The organism is Candidatus Sodalis sp. SoCistrobi (assembly GCF_900143145.1).
Lineage (GTDB): Bacteria > Pseudomonadota > Gammaproteobacteria > Enterobacterales > Enterobacteriaceae > SoCistrobi.
Window position 1 is genome coordinate 1 of sequence record NZ_FRDB01000151.1, and the last position, 7,441, is coordinate 7,441.

The 7,441-nt window shown below is 53.2% G+C and carries 7 protein-coding genes; 4 read left to right on the forward strand and 3 right to left on the reverse strand.

Translation table 11 applies throughout. The annotated features are described in order from the left end of the window. Positions 1-145 precede the first annotated feature (145 nt). Positions 146-511 (forward strand): YacL family protein, encoded by a 366-nt coding sequence (locus CINSTRO3249_RS10720; protein WP_074013277.1) that lies wholly within the window; start codon positions 146-148, stop codon positions 509-511. Positions 512-617: 106 nt separating this feature from the next. Here CINSTRO3249_RS10720 and speD read toward each other — a convergent pair whose 3' ends face one another. The 3 genes from speD to CINSTRO3249_RS10735 form a co-directional block, all read right to left on the reverse strand. Further along, positions 618-1,412, reverse strand: a complete 795-nt coding sequence (gene speD, locus CINSTRO3249_RS10725; RefSeq protein ID WP_074013278.1) for an adenosylmethionine decarboxylase — start codon at positions 1,410-1,412, stop codon at positions 618-620. Between the two features lie 28 nt (positions 1,413-1,440). After that, entirely contained in the window at positions 1,441-2,304 is an 864-nt protein-coding gene (gene speE / locus CINSTRO3249_RS10730) for a polyamine aminopropyltransferase (protein ID WP_074013279.1), read from the reverse strand. Positions 2,305-2,413: 109 nt separating this feature from the next. Continuing rightward, positions 2,414-2,761, reverse strand: a complete 348-nt coding sequence (locus tag CINSTRO3249_RS10735; protein WP_074013280.1) for a YacC family pilotin-like protein — start codon at positions 2,759-2,761, stop codon at positions 2,414-2,416. 1,651 nt (positions 2,762-4,412) lie between these two features. On the opposite strand from CINSTRO3249_RS10735, the gene CINSTRO3249_RS10740 reads away from it, so the two are divergent. From CINSTRO3249_RS10740 to hpt, 3 genes are all read left to right on the forward strand, one after another. Beyond that, positions 4,413-5,672: a hypothetical protein gene (locus CINSTRO3249_RS10740; RefSeq protein ID WP_125933172.1), complete on the forward strand. Its 1,260-nt coding sequence runs from the start codon at positions 4,413-4,415 to the stop codon at positions 5,670-5,672. A gap of 19 nt (positions 5,673-5,691) precedes the next feature. After that, complete coding sequence (locus CINSTRO3249_RS10745; protein WP_074013282.1) at positions 5,692-6,000, forward strand: hypothetical protein; 309 nt, start codon at positions 5,692-5,694, stop codon at positions 5,998-6,000. A 587-nt stretch (positions 6,001-6,587) separates the two neighbouring features. Continuing rightward, positions 6,588-7,130, forward strand: a complete 543-nt coding sequence (gene hpt / locus CINSTRO3249_RS10750; protein WP_074013283.1) for a hypoxanthine phosphoribosyltransferase — start codon at positions 6,588-6,590, stop codon at positions 7,128-7,130. Positions 7,131-7,441 lie beyond the last annotated feature (311 nt).

Sequence of the window (7,441 nt, forward strand, 5' to 3'; positions counted from 1 at the left end):
CGTCATATGCTGTTTAACCAGCGTCTGATATCGGCGGGTAAGGCGAGAGTCAATCCCGCCAACAGATAGGTTGAAATCATTCTGCAAAGTAATAACAGGTATCACGATAAATGTGTAGATACCTATGTAGGGGTGGACAGCAATAATGGAATACGAATTTCTCCGCGATGTGACCGGCCAGGTGATAGTCAAATTTTCCATGGGCCATGAGGCCATCGGCCACTGGCTAAATGACGAAGTAAAAGGCGATTTGGCGCGAGTGGCTGACGTTGAGCGCCAATTGCATAGCCTGTCCGGCTCTCTGCGCCAGTGGCAGCACATCGGCCATGAATTTACCCTGCTGATTGACGCCGAAGAGGTCATGGTACGCGCCAACGGCATGTCGGTGGAATGTGACGCGCTGGAAGAGGGGCTGAGTTATTACGATGAAGAAAGCTTGTCCCTGTGCGGCAGCGACGATTTTCTGCTGATGCTAAGCCGCTATCGCCAATTTATCCAAACCGGCGGTTGAGGCATGGGGCATAACGCTACCGCGGCCGCTAGCATGCAACAGAACGCGGCGCCCGCCGCCCCTAACCCCCGCCGGAGTGGAAGACCAGGGCGCCGGTCGCGACGGGTTACAGCACCGGCAGATTGCGGCCGTAATAGATTTCCTGCATCTCTTTATACAGTAAGTCGGTAATCGCTTTACGCTCCTCGGCGCTAAGATCGTCCGGCCGCGCGTTGAACAAATAATGCTTCAGATCGAAATCTTTCAACATCATCTTGGTGTGAAAGATATTCTCCTGATAGACGTTCACATCCATCATGTGATAAAGCGCTTTCATATCCTTGGACATGAAATTTTGAATCGAGTTGATCTCGTGATCGATGTAATGTTTTACCCCGTTGATATCGCGAGTGAAGCCGCGCACGCGGTAATCCATAGTGACAATATCCGACTCCAACTGATGGATCAGGTAATTCAACGCTTTTAGCGGGGAAATCACGCCGCACGTCGATACCTCAATATCGGCGCGGAAAGTGCACAGACCGCCCTCGGGATGACTTTCCGGGTAGGTATGCACGCAAATGTGGCTTTTATCCAGGTGCGCCACCACCGACTCCGGCAGCGGGCCTGGGTGTTCAGACGTGTCTATACTGCCCGGATCGACGGGCTCCTCACTCACCAATATGGTCACGCTCGCACCCTGCGGCTCATAATCCTGGCGGGCGATATTCAGGATATTGGCCCCTATGATAGAGCAGGTTTCGCTGAGAATTTCCGTCAGACGATTGGCGTTATATTGTTCGTCAATGTAGGCGATATAGCCGTCACGGTCGTCCGCCGTTTTGGCATAACAAATATCGTAAATACAAAAACTCAGGCTCTTGGTTAGATTGTTAAAGCCGTGTAGTTTTAGCTTATGCAATTTGGTTCACCCCCTTATAAATACCGTCTCAGCGGGAGGCTGATAAGGCATTCAACAAATATTGCGGCAGGGCGAAGCTGCCGTTATGGATCGCCGCATTGTAATAGCGGCAAGTCAGCCCGATTTGGTCGATGCGCGCTGTCAGGGTGCCAGCGTCGAGTTGGCGCAGCGCCGGATTCTGACTGGCCCAGGCGAAGGTCATGATGCCACCATAATAGGTAGGCACCGCCGCCTGATAAAAGCTGACGTCGCTAAAATAGTGACCGAGTTTCCGGTGGCTATTCACCGCTTCATCCTGCTGTAAAAAACACACACCGTTCTGCGCCACGAAAATGCCGCTTTCATTAAGACAGCGCGCGCAACCCTGATAAAAATCAGAGGTAAACAGGCTTTCGCCCGGCCCGATAGGATCAGTACAGTCGGAAATGATGACATCGAATTTGTCACTGCTCTGGCAAACAAAGTCCACCCCGTCGGCAATCACCAGCGTGAAACGCGGATCGTCAAACGCGCCGGCGTTATGGCGCGGCAGGTATTGTTTGCAAAACGTCACCACGCCGGCATCGATTTCAACCATGGTTATCTGCTCGACGCCAGGATGACGGCTAACTTCACGCAGCATACCGCCGTCGCCGCCGCCGATGATCAGCACTTTTTTGGCGGCGCCATGGGCGATAAGCGGAACATGGGCCATCATTTCGTGATAAATAAACTCATCGCGCTCGGTGGTCTGCACCACGCCGTCCAGCGCCATGACGCGGCCGAGCGCGGCGTTTTCAAAGATCACCAAATCCTGCTGGCCGGTCGTTTCCCGGTACAGGACCTTATCCACGGTAAAATATTGGCCGAAATGGTCGTGTAACGTTTCGTGCCAGGTTTCTGGGTGGGACATGTCTGGCTGCTCCTTGGCAAGTCCGCCATGAAAAAACAGCGCAATATAATAGCTAACTCTGCCCACCGTTGCACGGTTAAATTTCGCGCAGTGGGGTTATGAGAGCGTATTATTTGGCGTAGGCGAGCAAACCAAGAGAGTTAGTCGCCAGCGATTCGCATTTTTTCGCCGACGGGACGGGGATGCCGCTCAGGTCGCGATAGCTGTCTTCACCCAGCGCACGCATATCGTAGGCGGCGTAATTACTCAGATCCCAGCGGTTTTGCTGGGCAAAAATCAGGATTGCGCGACGGATTTGCTCATTGGGCATATCCGCGTAGCCGCAATTATTCTTAAGATAGACAAACACCGCCGTCAAGTCGGCCATATCTTCCGCTTCGTTCTCCGTCAGCGCCTGCGCAGCGCTGGATATCCCCAGCAGGCTAAGCAACAACATCACCAATAAGGTGTTTTTCATAGTGAAACTCAATTCAATCGTTATACTTTGACGTTATCATATTTCAAGATGGACGCCCTCAATTTTTTAGACCGCCGGGCTGCCATTATTGAGTATGGAACAAGATAGAGAAACTGTCTGACAAACGTGTAAACCATCCCCGTGATGCGCCGTCACGATGTTCAGCCCCGTACCAAAACGCGTCGTACCTGGCCCGGCCGTCGCATCATTCCTCTTGCGGCGCGCGCTAACGCGAGAGCCTAAATGAAAACGCAGGGTTCACGCTGTGACCATCACGCGTGTGGCGCACCTATGCCGATGGCGTGCATCACTGTTTCCCTTACGCTCAGACGGCCAGATTAAACATGCGCAACAGCCTGCCCACCGGGTGTGCCGTGCCTGATCTTCGCCAGCGTGGCGGTTAAGCGCCATCATTTGACGCGCTCAACGCGCCTCGTTATCCATTATGCCGTAGATTCTCGCCGCGTCGAGGGATGACCCACTTTTTTACGCGGTTTCACCTGGCAGGCCGTGGGTCGATTTCATTTGTCACCTAAACCGCTTGTTGGCTTCCATGCTAGCGTGATCGCTGGTCACTTTAAGGCAATTTGATCGTGCCGCCCAGGGTCATTGCCCCCTGTTTACACATGGCTCAGCCATATTGGCGATAATATTATCTAGACACAGACACCCTCACGCGGCATAAAGCGCGGTTTGCAGGGCGGCGATCGCGACGATGGAAGGTGCAATTGAAAATCTGAATGGGAATAAGCCCCGCTTGCTGATAACGCGCTAGCCGCCGACGGTTACAAAACAGACGTTAACCCTGTCAGCGCGTCGCCGTTATGGAGGGCACAACGATCCTGTTGCATAACGGCCGGCGTGAGGAGAGGGAGAGGGCAACGCGCGTTTCCTCTTCGGCGCTAAAAGCAATAGACGCCGAAGATTTATTTGATGTCGATAACATAATGCCTCTCTTATGCAATGACAATTTCATTAATTACATGGATGATTTCTTATGAAGGTAACTGACGCGCCGTCATTATCGTCGGGCTCAACGCTTTATTAATTTCGCTGAAGTTTGTTTAATATATCCCGCTTAAGCGTGACAAAAGAATTTACAGACAGGAAGGTGTTCTTTTCCTTCAGGTTGGTGAGGACTAATACCGGTCGCCACAGGTTCAACATGACCCATGCCCGGTCAACGCACGTTATTTTCGTTTGCCCCATCTCGAATGCAACCCAGGCAGAGACCTTTTGCGGATAGTCTGGCCATGAAGGAAATAAGATTTTTTAACGCGATAAAAATCATCACGTTATACTGGTGTGGTCATGATTGAACTGCCCCATCAGCCTGGATGAGATAGTGCTCAATACCAACCTGGTCAAACCTCTTTGCCTATAGAAGGGGTGACCTGGGGGGGGTATTTTGTGGACGCTGATGCTTTAAAAATAAGCCTGGCCTGGTGCGTAGTAGGGGCTAAGGATTAAGCATTGGCTGACGGTTAAGCGAGACATTAGGCGCCGTATGGCGGCATTAAGACAGATTATAAACTTCAGGCGCCATGAATGAATGCGATCTATTTCTCAAAGGATTGTTTTGGCGAAAATAACCTGTACACAGGAGAGTGAAATGCCAATAACGAGTTATGCACAATTAGATAAACGGTGTATGGACGTTACCAAGATACTCCGTTTAGAACTGAACCTCGATGCCAAAGATCACGTCTTTCTGCAAACGCTCTTGCAGGTCGAAAATAGCGCTGAGACGCCGATGCTACCCTCACCGCGATCAACAAACCACCCGAAATGCCTTTGTCGTGCCTTGGCGGATGATCTGGTGAAAATTAAAAATCTGCATGACGCTATTCTGGCGGCACCGCCTGACATGGGGCCACAGCTGCTTGCCGTTTTTGATAAGACATTGCGCCGTACGTGCCATCAAGACTCGCCGCTCTTGGCGTTGAGCATTGCTCAGGCAAGAGTCATGAATGGCGAAGGGTGTTTTAAAGTCGCCAAGGAGCACGGGATTACGGATGGGCTGATACTCTGCGGTCTTCAACTCAGCGCGGCTATGGGGCCAGCCGTCAAGGCGATCGCCAGCGGGCAAGCCTGTCATGTCATCGCGCAAGAGCTTGAGATTCGCCACGACGGCCCGCTATTGGCTCTTGAGATGTTAGCGATCAAAGGACCGGCGGGGGATTGCCTGCGTCGGGGCGAGTCGTGCCTGACGGTTGCCAAAGCCTACGGTATTTTCCAGCCGGAAGCCCTGCTTGCGCTGCAGTTGCTTGCCGTGGAAGGGGCGGCCGGGGAAAGCGTCAAACGGGGAACGCCTTGTCAGGAGGTCGCCAGCGCCTTTGGTATCGACAAAAACAATGCGCAACTCGCGCTGCAATTGCTTGCCGTGGACGGTCCGGCGGGAGAGTGCGTCAAGCAAGGGCAGTCGTGCCGGGGCGTGGCTGACAAATACGGGATCATATTTCAAAAGGCCTTGCTCGCGCTGCAGATGGTTGCGGTGAACGGCCCGGCCGGTGAAGACATCAGCAAGGGTAAATCTTGCCATGAGGTCATCGAGACTTACGGTATCGACCTGCGCGAAGCCAGGCTCGCCGTGCAAATGTTGGCCGTCAGCGGTCCGGCTGGCGCAGGCGTCAACGAGGGGCAATCGTGTCGCAAGATAAGCGAAAGCTACGGCATTGATCTGCCTGAGGCGCAGCTGGAGCTGCAAATGTTGGCGGTGGAAGGCACCGCCGGTCGTCGAGCACGGCAGGGCGAATCTTGCCGGATAATCGCCGACGAATTTGCTCTTAGCGACGTCCAGGCCATTATCGCGCTTGAGATGATATCGGTACAGGACGTGGCCGCCGCCAGGGTTATCAACGGCGAATCCTGCCGGGCGGGTCGCCGACGCGCTGGGTATTACGGGGATTAACGCGCTACGAACGCTGGAAATGATCGCGGTTGATAAAGGACCGGCCGGCGAAAAGGTGGCGCAGGGACAGCCTTGGCAGTCCATCGCGCGGGAGTTCGGTCTTAGCGATGATGTAGCAGTTTTTGCGTTGGCCAACAAAAGTAAAGATGCGCTGCCGCAGCGGGTCGATGTCTTTATTTGGTGCATGATGCAGGTCTGGGAAAGCAGTGGCCTCTCTCAAGAGACAATCCAATCTATGTTGAACAGTATTGAGCCCTTGTTACGGGCTAAATTAAGCAAGGCTGACGGCCAAATCAGCAAGTATGACATCACGCTCGCGCTGGCCTGATATCAGGTATAGCCAGGGCTACGGTCGTGGCGACACCACGGCCACCATATCGGTCGTGGCGACAACACGGCTACGGTCGCGGTCGCGTCGTCATTTTGGCCACGGTCACGATAACGGTTCTGCCAGAGTTACGGCCAGGGCTACGATAACGATATCGGTTCTGGCCTAAGCTACGGTCAAAGCTACGGTCACGGTATCGGGGCGGCTTTTTTTAGCCCCCGGCTGTCCGCCAACCTGACCCATTGGCGGCGGAGCGCGTTTTCTCCTCCCGCCATGATGATGCTTTATCGCATCTCGTCCGTGCTTAGCGTCTTTTGCCGGGTTCGCTTCCGGCCTGTACGCTGGTGTCAATCCGGCGTCAACGGCCTGAGGGTAGCGGTTACCCCGCCCAACGTCCAAAAGCGCCGGTTTGTTTTTATGCTTTCACCCCATCCGACGACCTTCCCTGATATAATCCCTCGCCTTAAGAGGCGCGAAGTTGTATTTGATAACGCGATGCGCTTTAGGGCAGTCAGTCTCTCAGCGACAGATTTTATTGTCGGCTGCAATGGTTTTTAACTGATTAATATCAGTGGCATAGGTATTTTATGAAACATCACGTGGAAGTCATGATCTCCGAACAAGAAATCGCCAAGCGTATTGCCGAATTGGGGCAATCCATCAGTGAGCATTATCGCGATAGCGGCAGCGAGATGGTCCTGGTCGGCCTGTTGCGGGGATCGTTCATGTTTATGGCGGATTTATGCCGCGCCGTCACCGTGTCGCACGAAGTGGATTTCATGACCGCCTCCAGCTACGGTAGCGGCATGAGCTCAAGCCGTGACGTAAAAATCCTGAAAGATTTGGATGAGGACATAGGCGGCAAGGACGTGTTGATTGTCGAAGATATCATCGATTCCGGCAATACGCTGAGCCGGGTGCGCGAAATCCTCGCCTTGCGTCAGCCAAAATCCCTCGCCATTTGCACGCTGCTCGATAAACCGGACCGCCGGGAAGTTAAGGTGACGGTGGAGTGGGTGGGTTTTACCATCCCTGATGAGTTTGTCGTCGGCTACGGTATCGATTATGCCCAGCGTTACCGCCATTTACCCTATGTCGGCAAAGTCGTGACGGCGGCAGAATCCGCCTAAGCCGGTCTGTCGTTCAGGCGGTTTTGGTCGCTAAAAAAGGCAGACCCAGGAATAGCGAGCGCAGCATGCCTGTTTACCACATCAACGTCGGCCGCCGCGACGAAACCGCCCTCAGGGCATAGGTATCTACACATTTATCGTGATACCTGTTATTACTTTGCAGAATGATTTCAACCTATCTGTTTGAATCACCCCGGATAAATTAGAGTCTATACTTTAAAAGTGGAGGTCTCTATGACAACGACCAAACGTTACTCTCCGGAAGTCCGTGAACGGGCAGTTAATCTAGTGCTGGAAACTCAGCATGAGCA